The organism is Methanoculleus taiwanensis, assembly GCF_004102725.1.
Taxonomy (GTDB): Archaea; Halobacteriota; Methanomicrobia; order Methanomicrobiales; family Methanoculleaceae; genus Methanoculleus_A; species Methanoculleus_A taiwanensis.
In genome coordinates this window covers 229685-244998 of sequence record NZ_LHQS01000002.1, presented here as the reverse complement: position 1 = coordinate 244998, position 15314 = coordinate 229685, and the positions used below count along the sequence as shown (strand labels likewise).

Sequence of the window (15314 nt, the reverse complement as noted above, 5' to 3'; positions counted from 1 at the left end):
TTTGTAATTCTACTGATATATTGACGAAACTTTTCGAAACCTTTAATTAAGTCATAAACAACTGTTAGATGAACCACAAAGGTTTTGTATTGAACTCTGGTGCGACAAAAAGCACGCAGGGAGGATGCTAAATGGAACAGATATTGTTTGGCATCGGAATTACCGCAATGGCAGGTGCTCTTGCAACCGTTGCCGGCGCTGCGGAAGACACTGAATCCGATATCGGTTCACAGGGTGACCCGAACTCTCAGGTTCAGCTCGCTCCGCAGATGGGATACATTCACCGTATATTCAACAAGGCTGTTGCCGGTGAACCCCCCGCCTACGGTCTCTGGGTTGCATTGGGTGCAGGCATTGCTTGGGCATTCATGGCGATGCAGATAAACGCGATTCTTGCAATCGTGGTAGGAAGCGCTCTCGCAGTCTTCGTACAGGGTGTGTACGCAACGACTGCCTACCTCGGGCGTACCGCAAGTCTCGCGAAGTTTGGACAGCCGGTGTACATCGACATCATCAAGTCGGTTACCACCGTGACCATGGCGCACGCTTTCGTCGCTATATTCACCACCGTGGCAATGTGCCACCTGATGAACGCCGCACTCGGGCACCCCTTCCCGCTGCCGCTGCTCGGCCTCGTCTGGGGTATCGCACTCGGTGCAGCCGGATCTGCAACCGGTAACCCGTTCTACGGAAAGGAGCGGCAGTACCAGGAGCAGAAGTTCGGTGCAGGTGTGCCGATCTCCGCATCCGGTAACATCGTCCGCTACGCGGAAGCCGGTCAGAGAAGCTCCATCGACAACGGCTGGTTCAGCGCCAAGCTCGGCGGCCCGGCATCGGGTGTCTGCTTCGGCCTGATCGTATTCCTCGAGCTCTGGCGTACCGTCGTCTTTGAGGAACTCAACGTCTGGGCACCGATCATCGTCGGTGTCGTCCTGGTTCTCGTCTTCATGGTCATCGACCGCTACATCGAGGTCTGGGCAAGAAAGAATTTCGGACCCTACACGACCGAAACCGAGGAGGCGTCGGCATGAGCGCGCTCGGTGGACCTAAACAGACCGGCGGCGTTCAGCCCCCCACGGCAATCGGTCTCGTAGGAGGAATTGTACTCGTCATTATCGCTCTCGCTATCGCCTTCTTCGTCGTGCAGATGGCAGGGCTCATCGCGCTTATCGGTATCATCATCGGCGGCATCCTGATCGCCTTCGGCGTTCACTTCGTCCCGGTCGGTGGTGCACCTGCCGCAATGGGTCAAGCTCCAGGTATCGCTACCGGTGTCGCCATGCTTGCGGCCGGTGCCGGTCTTGCCGGACTCTTCGGCGGCGCATGGGCGGCTGAGTTCGGCCTCGCAGTCGCGCTCGCCGGCGGTGCAGTCGGCGGCGGTCTGATGATGGCGATCACCTGTCTCATGGTCAACGTCACCTACATCTTCGGCATGGGTATCCCTGCCGCATCCGGTAAGGTCGACAAGGACCCGATCACGGGCGATACGTTCCCCGCATACAAGAGCCAGGGTACTGAAGGACACGGCCTGCCGTTCATCTCCTACGTCGGCGGTGTCATCGGCGGTACGCTCGGTGGTCTTGGCGGTACGCTCATCTACCTCATGCTCCTCGGCGTCTATGAGGAGGTTCTCCCCGTTGCAATGAACGCATCGGTCGAGGAGATCGCACCCGTTGCAATCTCGCTCGCCGGTATCTTCGCAGTCGGTATGTTCCTCGTCAACGCTGTGCTTGCAGCATACAACATCACCGGTACCATCGAAGGACCGCACGACCCCAAGTTCAAGCGGTTCCCGCGCGCCGTTATCGCAGCAGCTGTTGCGTCCGCAGTTACCGGAATCTTTGCAATCATGCTGGTAGGGGTGCTCTAAATGTCAGTGAAAATTGAAGCCAGTGCAGGCGGCGTCCCGCACAACCAGATTCTGATCTACGGCCTCATCGGGTCCGTAGTGCTCATCTACCTGACGTACCTGAACGTACTCTTCGACACCACGGTCTTCTCGTTCTTCGGAGGACTCGGCGCTGTTGCCGCCCTTGTCTGGGGTACCGACACAATCAAGCACCTCTGCAGTTACGGTCTCGGTACCGGTGTGCCGTCCGCAGGTATGATCGCCTTCGGCTCCGGTGTCGTGGCCACGCTGCTTGCTACCACGACCGGGATTCTCGCACCGATCACCGCCCTTATCGTGGCAGCGATCGTCGGCGCCGTCGCCGGGTTCCTGGCGAACAAGATCGTCCGGATGGACATCCCCGTCATGATCATATCCCTGACCGAGCTCGCCATCGTCGGTTCGCTGACGCTCCTTGGGCTCATCGCAATGGTCGGTGGAACGTTCGACTTCTTCGGCCTTGCCGTCGGTTCGACGACCTTCCTCGGGTTCGTCGTTGCGTCGTACGGCGCCTCGGTCATCGGAGGCAGCATTGTAGCCGTTCTCTTCATGCTCGGTGCAATCGCCATCCAGCACTCGTTCAACGCCTGTCTCGGCCCCGGCGAACAGCAGGACCGGACGCTTACGCTTGCCGCGGAGTGCGGATTCCTTTCAATGATCGTCGTCTCGGTCATGTCGTTTGCATTCATCGGATTCATTCCGGCAGTCATCTCGCTCGTGGTCTCTGTAGCAGGCTGGTTCTACACCTATGCAAACTACATCAAGCTCTCGAAGCGCGATGCATATGCATGGCTCGATGCAAAGCCGATTCTGGAGCCGAAGGGAGGTGCCTAAATGGGATACATTCTTGTGCTTCCTGAGTTCGGCCTCGTCGCAGATCCGATAATCGGTCTCGTGACCACCGCCGGTGAGTCATATGCACCGGTCCTCGAACAGGTGGCCGAGCTTGAGAAGATCTCCGAAGACCTGATCGGCATGCTCTCCGGTGAGGGGAACTTCCTTGCTTCGTTCCCGAACAGGGAAGGCGTTCTCAAGATCGCCGGCAGCGTGACCGCATTCTGGTACGGGATGGCAATCGGCCTGCTTATCGCAGGTGTCGTCGTGTTTGGACTGGTGTGAGGTGAAGTAACATGGCAGATAAGAAATCTCCGGCCAGTGGATGGCCAGTCGTGCAGGGTGACTTCCACACGGGAGACCCGCAGAGCTGTGTCGCTGTCGTCACCATGGGTTCCCACCTTGACGAGCAGGCCATCTGCAATGCAGGAGCGGCAATCGCCGGTTCCTGTAAGACCGAGAACCTCGGTCTTGAGAAGATCATTGCAAACATCATCTCCAACCCCAACATCAGGTTCGTCCTCAACTGCGGAACGGAGGTCAAGGGACACCTTTCCGGGCAGAGTTTCATGGCTCTGCACAAGGACGGTATCTCCGGCGGTAAGATCGTCGGCGCACAGGGCGCCATCCCGTTCATCGAGAACCTCGATGATGCGGCCATCAAGCGGTTCCAGGAACAGATCGAGATGGTCGATATCATGGAGTCCGAGGACATGGGTGCGATCTCCGCGAAGATCAAGGAGCTCACCGCCAGAGACCCCGGCGCGTTCGGTGCCGATCCCATGATCATCGAGGTCAAGGAAGCAGGCGGCGCAGAGGAGGAAGTCGGTGGCGAAGTCCGCCCACTCTCCGGCGAGCTTGCCCTGATCCACGCCCGCATGAAGATCATCGAACAGATGGTCACCGATATCGGATACCGCGACAGATTTGCAGCCGGTGTGTATGCAGGAAAGGTCGAGGGTGTCATGATCGGTCTGATCGTGTCGTTCGCCATTCTGGGGTTCATCTTGCTCGGGTGATATAAGTGGCAGAAGAAGGTAACAAGGCAGCAGGCCCTATCCGGATGGCAGCCATCGACAGGTCGATGAACAACATCCGCTACAAGGCCCAGATCATGGCCCGCACGAACAAGCTCGAGTCAGGTATCCAGAGCGGCGGTCTCGTCGGCTTCGCAGCCGGCATCCTCGCCGCCATGGTGCTCATCCTGGTTCCGGCAGTCTTCCTGGGGGCGATCTAACATGGCAGAGAAGAAGTCTCCGGCCAGCGGATGGCCAGTCGTGCAGGGTGACTTCCACACGGGAGACCCGCAGAGCTGTGTCGCCGTCGTCACCATGGGTTCCCACCTTGACGAGCAGGCCATCTGCAACGCAGGAGCGGCAATCGCCGGTTCCTGTAAGACCGAGAACCTCGGTCTTGAGAAGATCATCGCAAACATAATCTCCAACCCCAACATCAGGTTCGTCCTCAACTGCGGAACGGAGGTCAAGGGACACCTTTCCGGGCAGAGTTTCATGGCTCTGCACAAGGACGGTGTCTCCGGCGGTAAGATCGTCGGCGCACAGGGCGCCATCCCGTTCATCGAGAACCTCGATGATGCGGCCATCAAGCGGCTCCAGGAGCAGGTCGAGATGGTCGATATCATGGAGTCCGAGGACATGGGTGCGATCTCCGCGAAGATCAAGGAGCTCACCGCCAGAGACCCCGGCGCGTTCGGTGCCGAACCCATGATCATCGAGGTCAAAGAGGCAGGCGGCGCCGAAATGGGCGGCGCTGTTGCAGGTGCAAACCCGCAGTACCTCGAGATCGAATCGAGACTCGACGCTATCGAAGAGCAGATCGAGTTCGTCGACGCTGAGATTGCACAGCGTGTCGGAAGGAAGGTCGGACGCGATATCGGCATCCTGTACGGACTGGTTGCCGGTTTGATCGTATTCATGATGTTGTTGGTGTTGCTGCCGAAACTGGGCGGCTTAGTGTAAGGAGGTTTGAAAAATATGTTCAAGTTTGAGAAAGAACAGACGGTACTCGATTTCAACGGTACCAAGATCGGTGGGCAGCCTGGTGAATACCCGCGGGTTCTCGGCGCATCGATCTTCTATAACAAGCACGAAACGGTGCTCGACGACCACACGGGCAAGATCGACAAGCCCCGGGCAGAGGCACTCTGGAACCGCTGTATGGAACTCTCCGACATCACCGGAGTTCCCCACTTCATCCAGATCATCGCCGAGTACGGTGAGGCGTTCGAGAGCTACTTCAGCTGGTTCGACAGCATCGACAACAAGACCGCCTTCCTGATGGACTCGTCGGCACCGGCGGCACTCGCCCACGCCTGCAAGTACGTCACCGAAGTCGGCCTTGCCGACCGCGCGATCTACAATTCGATCAACGGTTCGATCACCCCGGAGAACATCCAGGCACTCAAGGAGAGCGACGTCAACGCCGCTATCGTCCTCGCGTTCAACCCCGGTGACCCGTCCGTCCGTGGCCGTGAGCAGGTGCTCGCCGAAGGTGGCGTCGCCGGACAGGAGAAGAGCATGATGGGCATCGCAGAGGAATGCGGTATCACCCGCCCGATCCTCGACACCGCGGCAACCCCGCTCGGTATCGGTTCCGGCGGCTCGTTCCGTGAGATCCTCGCCTGCAAGGCCATCCACGGCCTGCCGACCGGTGGTGCCTACCACAACATGACCGTCTCCTGGACGTGGCTCAAGCGCTGGAGAAAGAACGTCCTCGCCGAGCAGTACAAGGGCAAGGACCTCCTCCTTGAGCAGATGGCACACCACCACTTCGGTGGCTTCGAGGGTATCCGCCAGGCCGCCTGGTCGAGCCCCGACATCGGCTGTAACATCATGGCCGCCACCCTCGGTGCCGACCTGATCATGTACGGTCCGATCGAGAACTGTGAAGGTGCCTCCACTGCAATCGCATTCTCCGACATTGTGCTCGCAGAGGCAGCCAAAGAGTTCGGACTCGAACCGAAAGTCGACACTCACCCGCTCTTCAGGCTGGTCTAAACTCCCCCATTTTTTCTGCTCTTCTTTAGACCCTATTGTTCCGGCGACGGAACGCTTCAGGACAGCAGAGCCGGGCGAAGAACCATCGAAAGACGATAAGATTGGTTCAGTCACTGTATCGACGGCTACGGGCTCTACCAGATCTCTGGTAGCGAGCTTCGGCTTCCCCTCAGGCTGCTTCCATCATGACGGGACGAAACCCGGTCACGGAAAGTATGCCATGACCCTGGGAAAAACCCCCACCGAAGCAAAAAAGAATCGAAAGAAGAGTTGGAAAGCTCCCTCATCAGGGAAGCTCGATCGTGCCGACGATGCGCAACTTTCCACCGTCAAGGTAGTGGAGAACCGCTCTCCCGCCCGGGAGGTGCACAAGTTCTTTCTCAAGCGTCAGGGTCAGCTGCGGTTTTCGATAGTCTCCATTGTCTGCCACGGCATCGAGGCGCGCCGGGACGAACTGCATCCAGTGCCCGAGATGGAGCACCATCCCCTCCTTGAGGGGGCTAGGCCAGTAGGCGACGAGTGCCGCCGGCGCCTCAAGTGTCTTTCTGACCCGTATCGAGTCATCGTTCGAGAGGACAAAACCCCTGTCAAGGTCCTCGGCCTCGATGTTTTTGAGTGCAAGTCCGACCCGGTCTCCGACACCCGCCCAGTCGGCATCGTCGTCGTGTTTCTGAATGGAACGAAGGAGAATCGACTTCTCCCCGGGATAGAGCTTCAGGGTGTCGTGCTTGCGGATGTATCCCCTCTCCACGCCGCCGAGGACGACCGTACCGATCCCCCGCACGTTGAAGTGGTGGTCTATCGAGACCGTCCCGAAAGCAGGGGACTTCGCATCCGGAGGCATCGGCGTCCTTGCTGCCGCAGCAGAGAGAAGCCGCTCGCGCATGGCGATCATATCCTCATCAACAAACTCGTATCCCGCAAGGACGGTTCCCCGGAAGAGGGGCGCCACCGCCTCGGGCGTCAGATAATTCTTCAGGATGACGGCACCTTCTTTCACGCCGACCGACTCGAGCATCAGCACCCACTCACCGAGCGTCGGGGTGATCTCGGAGAGCACGACGATGACATAGTCCGCCATTGAGGCCGCAAAAAAGAGCGGGGCAAGCCGTTCCGGATAGCGCGTCGGTTCGATGATGGTGACCGTATCCTCCCCCTTCTTGAGGTTATAGAAGGTGATATCGGACGCGGTGCCCTTCTTGCCGAGATCCTTTGCGTAGCCTTCCGGTGCCAGCACAGCTACATTCAGATTTCCCATGAGGTACACCGTTGGGCGGCGAAAAATATGAGGTTATGGCAGGGAGTGCCTGCGACTGCACATATCGATAAAGGAGTACAGCAAAGTGAGGAGCGCTGTAAACGATTCAGACGGTTCATCGGCACCGGTACCGGGATATGCGTTCGCACCGCGCGACGAGATGGTGCGCTCTCCCGCCTCCAGGCGGAGGTGCCAGTAGGTTACATCGGAGCAGGCGTGAACACCGTCGTACTCACTCTCCCAGTCCCAGACACCAATCCGCTCGAGCGCCGCGAAGAACGCCTCCCAGGCATCGTGACCCGGCGCGAGCTCAAGGACGTCTCCCGAGTACCGCCCACCTGCCGTCCGCTCACAGATGAGCGTATCTCCCTCCAGTCGGAGATACAGCGACGGCCCCCCGCTGCCGCCAATATAGAAGACAAAAAATGACGGGGGCAAGTGCCCGGTATTCCGGCCGGCTAATCCCATACGGATCTCTTCTGTTTACAGGAGGATAAGGGCGACGAAACCTGCGGCGCAGAGTGCCATCAGGGCGAACCCGATCCCGTCTGCGGCACCGAAACCAACCTCGCGAAGAGGCGTCCGCGTCCCGTTCCGGTACCCCCGCAGGTCGATCGTCAGGCCGAGGACATTCGCTTTCCCGAGGGAGTTTGAGACCAGCGGGATGACAACCGGGAAGAGACTCCTGATCTTTCCCATAAGCCCTTTTCCCGGTGCATACGCCCGGGCGAGCTGGGCTTCGTGAATCCGCTTTCCCTCGAGCTGAAGGCTCGGAATAAACCGCAGCGCGATCAGGAACATGAGCGTGTAATCGATCGGCATGTGAAGTCTGTCCATCACCTGCACGAGATCGCGTGGCTGCGTGGAGACGATGAAGAGCTGGAAGGCAAAGATCATCGCGACAAACCGCAGGGTCATCGAAACCGCAAGGTCGATGGCACCTGTGGTGATCGGGATGTACCCGCCAGCGATCGGGATCAGGTACCCGAGCACCTCGCCGCTCTGCAGGGTCAGCACCGTCAGGATGAGCAGACTGACCGCGAGGGATATGAGGAGGGGGATCTGCCGCAGAAGTTCGCGGGCAAGACCGCTCACCGCTGCTGCAACCAGGATAAGGCCGACGAGCAGCGTGAGCGCCGGAACCTCGGTCAGGATGACGGCGAGGACGACCACAAGCCCGGTAAAGGCGACCTTGGTCATGGGATTTAAACGGTGGAAGTAGCTGTCCCTGTTGATATACTGCATAATTTCTGGCATGCAATCTCCTCAAAGTTCCGGACGTCCCGGAGAATGATTCCGTCTTCCATTGCAATGATGCGGTCGGCATACTCGCGCACAAGCCGCATGTTGTGGGTGACCATCAGGATGGTGCATCCCTCCCTCTGGAGCCGCTGGACGATCTCCATCACGCGCTGCGTCTCCCTGGCATCGAGTCCGGTCGTCGGTTCGTCGAGGACGATCACCTTCGGCCGCATAGCGATGACACAGGCAAGCGCAAGACGCTGGCGTTCTCCACGGCTGAGCGAACGGGGATACTGATTCCGGTGATCGGTGAGACCGACCTCCTCGAGGACGGCATCGATCACTTCCTGGTGATCAGCAAGCCCGATGTTCGAAAGGCCGAACGCGATCTCCTCTTCCACCGTCTCGGCAAAGAGCATGGTATCGGGGTTCTGGAAGACGAGACCGACATGCCGGGCGAGCTCCGTCACCGGCGTCGTGGCCGCATCGAGTCCGTCGACAAGAACGGTGCCCTCGGTCGGCCGAAGCAGCCCGTTAAAGTGTTTGACAAGGGTTGTCTTCCCGGATCCGTTCTCGCCGACAATGGCGACGATATCGCCGGAAAGTATCTCGAGGTCAACGCCTGCAAGAGCGGTCGCCTCGCCATACCGGTGGACAAGCCCGCACACGGTTATAATCGGGCTGATACCTGCGGATGGCTGCGCAGGAACGCTCACCGGGGCAGCGGAGAGAACATCAGGCGTGGGTGCATCGTCGACCTCGATGAGGCTCCTGATGCGGTCGCTCTTCAGCAGTTCGGCGGGCGTTCCCTCGGCAGCGATCCGTCCGTCCTCTACCAGGATCATCCGGTCGGCGAGCCGGGCAAGCTCATCGACTTTATGCTCGACGATCACGATCGTCTTTCCTTCATCTTTCAGGCGCTGCAGGATCTGGAAGATTGCCTCGGTGGCGATCGTATCGAGTTCCGCAGTCGGTTCGTCAAGGATGAGGAGATCCGTTCCGAGCGCCAGCGTGGCTGCGATCGTGACCCGCTGCTTCTGGCCGCCGGAGAGGGTATGCGGTGCACGTTCGAGCAGGTGGGCGATGCCGGTGACATCGGTGACATAGTCCATCCGCCGCTGCATCTCGACACGGTCGAGTCCCTGGTTCTCGAGACCCGAGACCACTTCCTCTTCGACGGTCGTGAAGATGAGCTGAGCGTCGGCATCGTCGAAGACGACCCCGATCTGTCTTCCAATCTCACCCATGTCCCGGTATGCCGCGACATCCTTTCCGGCGATGCTGAGATTGCCGGCAAACACGCCGCCGTATTCGTGATAGAGAATACCGGAGGCGGCAAGGCAGAGCGTCGTCTTCCCGGCGCCGGTCGGCCCGGTTACGAGAAGGCACTCTCCCCGCACAACGTCAAGGTCGATACCGGCAAGGGCGGGCTCTGTTCCCTGGGGGTAGGTGTAGGATACATTGCTCATGCTGATCGGCGCATCCACCGCCGCATTCCGGACGGTAAGGCCGCCGTTCCCCACACCGCCGCCCGGTGCAGAACGCCGCTGCGTCCGCATCAGAACCCGGGATGCAGGAATGTAGAGAGCCTGGGCAACCACGCCGTTGACACCTGCGGCCAGCAGGACGATCGGCACCGTGACGACCAGAAAAGCGTCAATCGTGCCGTACTTCCCGACGATAACCGGGTACTGAGCCAGAATGGCAATGGCAACGAACGTGAGGCCGCTTGCCAGCGTGGCGATGAAAGTCGTTACCGCAGGGGCAACGACGATACGGTCGCGGAGCAGGAGGGCGACACCAAGGCAGACGATTGCGCCGATGGGTTCGCTGATCAGGTTCCCGGGCGGGAAGACCGAGTGGCTGATCAGTGCACAGACGACTCCCGAGACGATGCCGATGCCGACTGCTTCCTTCACCGTCGGGAGGATGAGAATGACGGCAAGGCAGTAGAAGGCGATTACAAGGTTCGAGACGATTGGGCCTGGAACCAGGAGAGAGAGGTATCTCACGATCGCCCCTATGGCGAGGAGAATACCGACGATTGCTATATCTCGTGATTTCATATTCGATCGTTAGGCTGGGATATTCGGTTATCGATGCAGGATATGGGATGAATGGGAAGAAAAATCACCACGGACGCCAGCGAGGCTGTGAGGGCGACCGTTCGAAACGGGAAGCTGTCCGGCATACCATGCACATTACATTATCAAACATCTATGTATAAACTTGTACATTCGAGTATATATAATAGACTCTTTGCTGTTGCCCTCCCGCAGCGATCCGTGAGGCTGTCCCGAAAAAAGGAGTCTGCCTGATGAAGTGTCACCGGTGACGCATCGCCAGCAGCGCGCCCACGATAATGCATGCGGCAATGGTGCCCGCAAGCGGAGCGGGAGCAGGTGTCGCCGCAGGAGTCGGTGCCGTCGCCGGCAACCCGGTCGGCGACGGTGTGGGTGTAGTAGTGAGCTCCGCCGTGGTTTCCGCAGCGGGCGTTTCGACAACACCCACCGACCCGGGCCCGATCAGGACGACGGGGACGACGGCATAGGAGTGACCGGCAAGATCCCTGCGACCGACCGGCGCATCGACGATGTATACGGAGTACTTACCACCGTCAAGACCGGTTCCGGCCGTATCCCATCGCACCGACCAGGTATCGTCCCCCCGGACCGGTGCCGTGGTGAAGGTTTCGGGCTCTCCGGTAACGACCGGATCAAAGGGACTCTCCAGGCTTCCGCCGCCCGCCGGGAGGTTCGGGCCGGTCACGAAGAGATAGACCGTCTCGCTTCCGGTGCTCGCCCCCGAGAGTGGGATCTCTTCACCGAGATATGCAGTGACGGTCTGCTGTGCACTCACGGGTGGCACCACGCCTGCAACAAGGAGCAGAAGTATGCCGCAGACCCATGCCCACTGTACACCGCTTCCGGGAGGTCCGAGCAGAAGGCTCATGCCACTACCCGGGTGCCGCTACCCTGATGAAGATTTCCTTCACCCCAGGCTGACCCGGTATCCTGCCTCTGCGAGCACCGCCTCAATCTCACGGATATGTTCGTGCCCCCGGGTCTCCATCTCGATGTCAACCCGGGATGCGAGGAGGGAAAGGTCTCTGCCGTGCCTGGCGTGCTGAATCGTGAGGATATTTACACGAAGGCGGGTCAGGAGAGAGAGCAGTCCGACAAGCGCTCCGGGTTCGTCCTGCAGGCAGACCGAAAACCGCATGACCCGCCCCATCTTCAGGAACTGCCGGCGGAGAATCCGGTCGAGGATCAGCGGATCGATGTTGCCGCCGCTGATGACGGGAACAACCCGAATCCCGTGCGGGATCCGGATACTGCCGTTCAGCAGAGCCGCAAGTGAAACGGCGCCGGCGCCTTCGGCCAGAATCTTCTTCCGCTCGAGGAGGTGAACGACGGCAGCAGCAATCTCCTCCTCGGTGACGAGAACTATCTCGTCGACCAGATCGCGGATAACGGGGAACGTCTCCTTTCCGACCTGCCTGACGATGATCCCGTCCGCAATGGAGTACTCGGGATCGATGCTGACCCGCTCGCCGATCCGGCATGCTTCGCAGGCGGAGGGGCATGCTGCAGCCTCGACACCAACGATCCGTGTAGCCGGATTGATCGCCCTGACGGCGGTGGCAAGGCCGGCGGCGAGGCCGCCTCCGCCGATGGGGACGATGATGAGATCGGGATCGGGCAGATCGTCGAGGATCTCAAGACCGACAGTTCCCTGCCCGGCAATAACGAAAGGGTCGTCGTAAGGGTGGATAGAGAAGAGACCCTCCCGGCAGGCGATCTCCTCTGCTATCGACAGGGTCTCGGCAAGCCGCTCTCCCCGCAGGAGCACCCGGGCGCCGTACCTCCGGGTCGCTTCCTGTTTTGCAAGCGACGCATTCTCCGGCATGACAATCGTTGCCGGAATACCGAACTCCCGGGCGGCAAGGGCAACTCCCTGTGCATGGTTTCCCGCCGAAGCCGTGACGACACCGCCGGGCCCTATCACATTACGGTGGACGAAGATGGCATTGGTTGCTCCGCGGATCTTGAACGAACCGGTCTTCTGCAGATTCTCGAGCTTGAGATAGACTTCAGTTCCGGTCATGCGTGAGAAGCTCGGAGAGTAGACGAGCGGGGTATGCAGGACTCGCCCCAGCAGCCGCCCGGCAGCACGGCGGACATCATCCAGGGAGACCATAACAGAGACGATGGTACCCTCCTCGCTCTTTACGGTTTCGTCATGCTCGCGGCACCCATGCGGAGAGCGTCTCCGATACCGGAGAACTGCCGGGTCAGAGCACGAGTGTTTCCGGCGGGGATTCCACGAGCAGGATCGAACCGGCGGCCCGCGAGCGCTGCGAAGACCTCGGCAACCGCTTCACCGCATGACAGGCCGTATCCACCCTCGAGAATGAGGGCAATCCCGCCGTCGTAGACGTCCATGATCTTCCGGGTCATCCGCCCGTAATCGGCCGGCAAGAGAAGCATCGAGCCGAGAGGGTCGTCAACCGAACCATCGAACCCCGCCGATACCGCCACGATATCGGGTTGGAATGCGTCCAGAGCAGGGCAGACAACCTGCTCAAAGACGAGATCGTAGTCGGCACCACCACAGCCCCACTTGAGGGGCAGATTCACCGTATACCCAACACCGGCGCCCGTCCCCCGTTCTTCCGGCCATCCGGTGCCGGGAAAGATCCCGGCCTGGTGCACCGAGATATAGAGCACCCGATCGGTTCCGGAGAAGGCCTGATCCGTGCCGTTGCCGTGGTGGACGTCCCAGTCGACGACGGCAATCCGCGAAGTCCCGGAAAGAGCCCCCGATACGGCGACGGCGATATTATTGAAGAGGCAGAAGCCCATCGGGCGCGTCCGGGTCGCATGATGCCCGGGCGGCCGCACAAACGCGAACGCGTGATCCCCGTCGCGTGCCCGTTCGACTGCGAAACTCGCTGCTCCGGCGGCGGCGAGCGCGACCTCGAACGACCGTGATGTAACATAGGTGTCGGCATCGAGATAACAGATATTTCCAGGGAGACATCGGGCAGATCTCTCCCGGACGGCAGCGATCTCTTCTGCCGCATGCACGCGGAGGAGGTCGGCCGGCGTCACCGGTTCGGCCAAAAGCCGCTGCACACTCCCCGGCACACCGCCGAGTGCGAGCTCAAGACGTGCCTGCGACTCGGGATGGCGGGGATCGTCGTGGAGAGCAAAGATCGCATTCGTGATCGCACAGCAGGTGGACATGGACCGGAAGTATCCCGGAAGACTACTTGAACGTATGCCGGAAAGAAAAGAAGACGAAGAGATTACTGTTTCAGGCACGCAATCGCCGCATCGACGATCGAACCGAGCTCTTCGACCTTGAACCTCTCCGACGAGAGCACAAGGTCGTAGGGCGAACAGTCGTTGATATCGATATCGTAGTATCCGAGATACCGTTCGGCCTCGCAGCGCTGCCGCTCGAGGGTCTTTTCCCGGGCAGCCTCTGCATCGAGCTGATCCCGCCCGGAGATCCGTTCTGCCCGGCAGTGAAGCGAGGCGTTGAGCCAGATCTTCAGATCGGCGTTCTCCACCATCCACCCCGAGAGTCTGCCCTCGACGACGATATCCCGGGTATTCTCGCCTATCTCCTTCTGGCGGGCATCGATCATCTTATCCACCGACGGATCGCGTTTCGCATACTCACCAAAGGCCGAGAGATCCATCTCGTGTTCGCGTGCGAGCTGGCGGAACACCTCACCGGCGGATATGAATGTGAGATCGTACTTCGCGGCAAGGTACTTTGCAAGCGATGTCGTCCCGCTGCCGGGCGGCCCGCTCACCGTGATACGCATCAGATGCCTCCGATGTTGAGCGATTTTCGGATCACCTGACTGATGGTGAGCGAGCAGATCATGTACCAGAGGATCCATGCCGGGACAACCCAGAATGCGTTTGCCGCAAGGGCGACCTTCCCGAAGAAGGGGAGAACGATGGCGTTCGTAAGATCGAGGACCTCGGAAGCTCCGGTATGGGGTAGCCTGAAGAGAAGCCAGAAGAAGATAGGAACAGACAGCAGGAGAATGATCGCCATCGGCTGGAACTGCTGCTTGGACATCTCCAGTTGATCCTGCATCATCCGATCGCGCTTACCTTCGAGCTTCTTGATCTTCTTCTCGTCGCCGGAGAGCTGCGCCTCGCGGAACTCCTTCTGGAAATCCTTCATCTTCGCCTGCACATCCTGCATACGCTCGTAGTCGATGGTATACTTCTGGACGAGGGACGAGTAGAGACCGGTGATGCCGGAGAGAATCAGGATCATCACGAAGAAGGGCACCCCGTAGACGTCGAGCAGCGGTCCGAGCAGTGCATCCATAGCTGAGCCGACTCCCACCCGTATCGGTTCGACACTGTAGGAGAGCATCACGAGGAGGGTAAAAAGAAGTGCAATAGTTGCACCGTGTTTCTTCAGGTCTACCATGACGTGTTACCTCAGCACCTCGACCATCTCGGCGACGGCCTTGTCGAGGAGGTAATTTTCGTTTCGGATAATCTTGATCGTGCAGCCGGTGTACATCGCATATGCCGCGGATACCGAGCGGTTGAACTGCTGGTGCTCCGTTATGGAGCGGCTGCCCTCCAGATCGCGGACACGCGACTCGTCGCCGAGACGCCGGAGCAGAATCTGATCTTCATCGGTCTCGACAAGCACGATCACGTCGGGCATCAGTTCGCGCAGCACCCACTCGGGGAGACCTGCAAGATACCCCTTCGGGGTCTTTACGCTGCTGTGCGTATCGATGATCACATTTGCGTTGCCACTTCTTGCTGCAATACCGGAAGCAGCCCCGCTCTGCAGGCGCTTCTGCACGTCCCGGTCGAGCTTGCGCATCTCGTCACGGTTGCTGACAAGTTTCTCTTTCTCGGCAAGCTCGAACATGAACGTGCCAAAATTGATCGATTCGTAGGTGATTCCCTCGCTAGCGAGTATCTCCATCGCACCGGTGATAACGGTGGTCTTCCCGACACCGGGAACCCCCGTAACGACGACTTTCTTTCCCAACTTCTCTCACTCCTATGGGTAACTCATG

18 protein-coding genes are annotated in these 15314 nt (G+C 59.6%); 8 read left to right on the top strand and 10 right to left on the bottom strand.

Features of this window, described 5'->3' with window-relative positions; translation table 11 throughout:
- Positions 1–131: 131 nt before the first annotated feature.
- The 8 genes from mtrE to mtrH are packed head-to-tail and all read left to right on the top strand — an operon-like array spanning position 132 to position 5739.
- Positions 132–1031, top strand: a complete 900-nt coding sequence (mtrE, locus tag ABH15_RS06065) for a tetrahydromethanopterin S-methyltransferase subunit E (protein WP_128693485.1) — start codon at positions 132–134, stop codon at positions 1029–1031.
- Positions 1028–1870 (top strand): tetrahydromethanopterin S-methyltransferase subunit D, encoded by an 843-nt coding sequence (gene mtrD, locus ABH15_RS06060; RefSeq protein ID WP_128693484.1) that lies wholly within the window; start codon positions 1028–1030, stop codon positions 1868–1870. Before mtrE ends, mtrD begins: the two co-directional genes overlap by 4 nt.
- Positions 1871–2722, top strand: a complete 852-nt coding sequence (gene mtrC / locus ABH15_RS06055) for a tetrahydromethanopterin S-methyltransferase subunit MtrC (RefSeq protein WP_128693483.1) — start codon at positions 1871–1873, stop codon at positions 2720–2722.
- The gene (gene mtrB / locus ABH15_RS06050) at positions 2723–3007 is read left to right on the top strand and encodes a tetrahydromethanopterin S-methyltransferase subunit MtrB (RefSeq protein WP_128693482.1); all 285 of its coding nucleotides are present in this window, start codon (positions 2723–2725) and stop codon (positions 3005–3007) included. It begins immediately after the preceding gene.
- Between the two features lie 11 nt (positions 3008–3018).
- Positions 3019–3741 carry a tetrahydromethanopterin S-methyltransferase subunit A gene (gene mtrA, locus ABH15_RS06045; protein WP_128693481.1) on the top strand — a complete coding sequence of 241 codons (723 nt, stop codon included), beginning with the start codon at positions 3019–3021 and terminating at the stop codon, positions 3739–3741.
- A gap of 5 nt (positions 3742–3746) precedes the next feature.
- Entirely contained in the window at positions 3747–3959 is a 213-nt protein-coding gene (locus ABH15_RS06040; RefSeq protein WP_128693480.1) for a tetrahydromethanopterin S-methyltransferase subunit F, read from the top strand.
- A gap of 1 nt (position 3960) precedes the next feature.
- On the top strand, positions 3961–4701 hold the full coding sequence (gene mtrA, locus ABH15_RS06035) for a tetrahydromethanopterin S-methyltransferase subunit A (protein WP_128693479.1): 741 nt from the start codon (positions 3961–3963) through the stop codon (positions 4699–4701).
- A 15-nt stretch (positions 4702–4716) separates the two neighbouring features.
- Positions 4717–5739, top strand: coding sequence for a tetrahydromethanopterin S-methyltransferase subunit H (gene mtrH / locus ABH15_RS06030; protein WP_128693478.1), 1023 nt, complete (start codon positions 4717–4719; stop codon positions 5737–5739).
- A 286-nt stretch (positions 5740–6025) separates the two neighbouring features.
- Here the strand turns inward: mtrH and ABH15_RS06025 are convergent, their stop codons facing one another.
- From ABH15_RS06025 to ABH15_RS05980, 10 genes are all read right to left on the bottom strand, one after another.
- Positions 6026–6997 (bottom strand): EF-Tu/IF-2/RF-3 family GTPase, encoded by a 972-nt coding sequence (locus tag ABH15_RS06025; RefSeq protein ID WP_128693477.1) that lies wholly within the window; start codon positions 6995–6997, stop codon positions 6026–6028.
- A 33-nt stretch (positions 6998–7030) separates the two neighbouring features.
- A complete protein-coding gene (locus tag ABH15_RS06020; protein WP_128693476.1) occupies positions 7031–7465 on the bottom strand; it encodes a hypothetical protein in 435 nt (144 codons plus the stop codon).
- Positions 7466–7480: 15 nt separating this feature from the next.
- The gene (locus ABH15_RS06015) at positions 7481–8254 is read right to left on the bottom strand and encodes an energy-coupling factor transporter transmembrane component T family protein (protein ID WP_128693475.1); all 774 of its coding nucleotides are present in this window, start codon (positions 8252–8254) and stop codon (positions 7481–7483) included.
- Positions 8203–10305: an ABC transporter ATP-binding protein gene (locus tag ABH15_RS06010; protein WP_128693474.1), complete on the bottom strand. Its 2103-nt coding sequence runs from the start codon at positions 10303–10305 to the stop codon at positions 8203–8205. Before ABH15_RS06010 ends, ABH15_RS06015 begins: the two co-directional genes overlap by 52 nt.
- A gap of 259 nt (positions 10306–10564) precedes the next feature.
- A complete protein-coding gene (locus ABH15_RS06005; protein ID WP_128693473.1) occupies positions 10565–11191 on the bottom strand; it encodes a hypothetical protein in 627 nt (208 codons plus the stop codon).
- A gap of 39 nt (positions 11192–11230) precedes the next feature.
- On the bottom strand, positions 11231–12439 hold the full coding sequence (gene ilvA / locus ABH15_RS06000; protein ID WP_128693472.1) for a threonine ammonia-lyase: 1209 nt from the start codon (positions 12437–12439) through the stop codon (positions 11231–11233).
- Between the two features lie 29 nt (positions 12440–12468).
- Positions 12469–13488, bottom strand: coding sequence for a histone deacetylase family protein (locus ABH15_RS05995; RefSeq protein WP_128693471.1), 1020 nt, complete (start codon positions 13486–13488; stop codon positions 12469–12471).
- Positions 13489–13550: 62 nt separating this feature from the next.
- Positions 13551–14078, bottom strand: a complete 528-nt coding sequence (gene cmk, locus ABH15_RS05990; protein WP_128693470.1) for a (d)CMP kinase — start codon at positions 14076–14078, stop codon at positions 13551–13553.
- On the bottom strand, positions 14078–14704 hold the full coding sequence (locus tag ABH15_RS05985; RefSeq protein WP_128693469.1) for a DUF106 domain-containing protein: 627 nt from the start codon (positions 14702–14704) through the stop codon (positions 14078–14080). Before ABH15_RS05985 ends, cmk begins: the two co-directional genes overlap by 1 nt.
- A gap of 6 nt (positions 14705–14710) precedes the next feature.
- Positions 14711–15286, bottom strand: a complete 576-nt coding sequence (locus ABH15_RS05980; RefSeq protein ID WP_128693468.1) for an adenylate kinase — start codon at positions 15284–15286, stop codon at positions 14711–14713.
- Positions 15287–15314 lie beyond the last annotated feature (28 nt).

Bases quoted from the DNA above. Each gene is read 5' to 3' on its own strand.
- mtrD (WP_128693484.1), top strand. From the start codon at position 1,028: ATGAGCGCGCTCGGTGGACCTAAACAGACCGGCGGCGTTCAGCCCCCC.
- mtrC (WP_128693483.1), top strand. From the start codon at position 1,871: ATGTCAGTGAAAATTGAAGCCAGTGCAGGCGGCGTCCCGCACAACCAG.
- ABH15_RS06025 (WP_128693477.1), bottom strand. From the start codon at position 6,997: ATGGGAAATCTGAATGTAGCTGTGCTGGCACCGGAAGGCTACGCAAAG.
- ABH15_RS05985 (WP_128693469.1), bottom strand. From the start codon at position 14,704: ATGGTAGACCTGAAGAAACACGGTGCAACTATTGCACTTCTTTTTACC.
- ABH15_RS06015 (WP_128693475.1), bottom strand. From the start codon at position 8,254: ATGCCAGAAATTATGCAGTATATCAACAGGGACAGCTACTTCCACCGT.
- mtrB (WP_128693482.1), top strand. From the start codon at position 2,723: ATGGGATACATTCTTGTGCTTCCTGAGTTCGGCCTCGTCGCAGATCCG.
- mtrH (WP_128693478.1), top strand. From the start codon at position 4,717: ATGTTCAAGTTTGAGAAAGAACAGACGGTACTCGATTTCAACGGTACC.
- cmk (WP_128693470.1), bottom strand. From the start codon at position 14,078: ATGCGTATCACGGTGAGCGGGCCGCCCGGCAGCGGGACGACATCGCTT.
- mtrA (WP_128693479.1), top strand. From the start codon at position 3,961: ATGGCAGAGAAGAAGTCTCCGGCCAGCGGATGGCCAGTCGTGCAGGGT.
- ABH15_RS06020 (WP_128693476.1), bottom strand. From the start codon at position 7,465: ATGGGATTAGCCGGCCGGAATACCGGGCACTTGCCCCCGTCATTTTTT.
- ABH15_RS06005 (WP_128693473.1), bottom strand. From the start codon at position 11,191: ATGAGCCTTCTGCTCGGACCTCCCGGAAGCGGTGTACAGTGGGCATGG.
- ABH15_RS06010 (WP_128693474.1), bottom strand. From the start codon at position 10,305: ATGAAATCACGAGATATAGCAATCGTCGGTATTCTCCTCGCCATAGGG.
- mtrE (WP_128693485.1), top strand. From the start codon at position 132: ATGGAACAGATATTGTTTGGCATCGGAATTACCGCAATGGCAGGTGCT.
- mtrA (WP_128693481.1), top strand. From the start codon at position 3,019: ATGGCAGATAAGAAATCTCCGGCCAGTGGATGGCCAGTCGTGCAGGGT.
- ABH15_RS05995 (WP_128693471.1), bottom strand. From the start codon at position 13,488: ATGTCCACCTGCTGTGCGATCACGAATGCGATCTTTGCTCTCCACGAC.
- ilvA (WP_128693472.1), bottom strand. From the start codon at position 12,439: ATGGTCTCCCTGGATGATGTCCGCCGTGCTGCCGGGCGGCTGCTGGGG.